Raw genomic sequence first — 438 nt, 5'->3', positions numbered from 1 at the left:
ATTAACTTTTCTATATTTTTCCGTCTTTCCTGTTCCTCCTAGCGCAATAGCCTTACATCATCTGCCAGTCTGGTTTCTCTTTTCGCCACAGAGAGCATCCAGTCAAACGGCTCCACAACTGCACAGCAGATTTTACAGCGGACCTGACGCTCTTTTTCGTCAACCCGGACAGAAGCGTGATGACAATATGTTCTTTCCGATGGCTCATAAAGAAAATTAACCTGATTACGCGGGTCATCCTCTTTTTCCGGAAATAAAACAATATTACTTAACTCATCTTCTGGTTTTATTTCCACGTCACTCTCCTTTGATGCGAATGCCAGCGGCGCGTGGCACATTAGCTTCCACGATGCGCACAGTTGGTTTGTACATCTCAATCGCTGCCAGCCAGTCAGCTCCTGTCATGCGCTTTTCTGCATCGCCATTAGTCCACTGAAC

The 438-nt window shown here is 46.1% G+C and carries 1 protein-coding gene; it reads right to left on the bottom strand.

From position 1 onward, the window contains the following. Positions 1 to 38: 38 nt before the first annotated feature. Positions 39 to 296, bottom strand: coding sequence for a hypothetical protein (locus tag KJQ99_RS09805; protein ID WP_214150725.1), 258 nt, complete (start codon positions 294 to 296; stop codon positions 39 to 41). Positions 297 to 438: the final 142 nt, after the last annotated feature.

It is taken from the genome of Campylobacter sp. 2018MI13 (assembly GCF_018501135.1).
Lineage (GTDB): Bacteria > Campylobacterota > Campylobacteria > Campylobacterales > Campylobacteraceae > Campylobacter_E.
This window is presented reverse-complemented; position numbering and strand designations above follow the sequence as displayed.